1 protein-coding gene is annotated in these 588 nt (G+C 47.8%); it reads right to left on the bottom strand.

Features of this window, described 5'->3' with window-relative positions; genetic code table 11:
• A partial coding sequence (locus DRF61_RS22485; RefSeq protein WP_228452758.1) for a DUF6443 domain-containing protein occupies positions 1–588 on the bottom strand: 588 nt, incomplete at both ends.

The raw sequence follows: 588 nt of genomic DNA on the forward strand, positions 1-588 counted from the left end.
CAGCTGCCCGTATTCATTGTACAGGTAATAGGTATCTACATTTTGGGTACCGTCATTTTTTCTGACCAGTATCGTCTGGCCTTTACTATTCTTGAATTCCGTGGTGATATTTCCGTCCGGATCGGTAACGGAGGTTTTCATCAGCTGGTTAGCAGCATAGGAAGCCGAGAAGGAAATACCCGAATCAGTTCTCCCTTCTATCCAGTTTGTTGTGATCTCATATTTTTTTACTTCACCGGCTGCGTTGGTACCGTAGGCCATATTGGCGGGCTTCTGGGACCAGGCGGTTCCTGCCGGAACAACCTGGCTTACTCTTGTGGTAAACAGGTCGTCATAGCGTTTTTCAGCATAGATCTTTTCACTTCCGTATCCTGCAGAAGGCGCATTGGCCAGCGGATTGGTATAGATGGCTCCGTTCGCCGTGCCCGGCTGGGGAACGGGAAGGTAGCTTTTGGCCTGTCTTCCTTTTGCATCATATTCTATAGGAACGACAACATCTCTTCCAAGCGGCGTAGCTTTGATGGCAACACTTTGGATAGGTCTTCCGAGCCCATCAAAATACTGAACAGATTCTGATTTTTTAGTGCA

The organism is Chryseobacterium lathyri (assembly GCF_003290185.1).
GTDB classification, from domain to species: Bacteria; Bacteroidota; Bacteroidia; order Flavobacteriales; family Weeksellaceae; genus Chryseobacterium; species Chryseobacterium lathyri.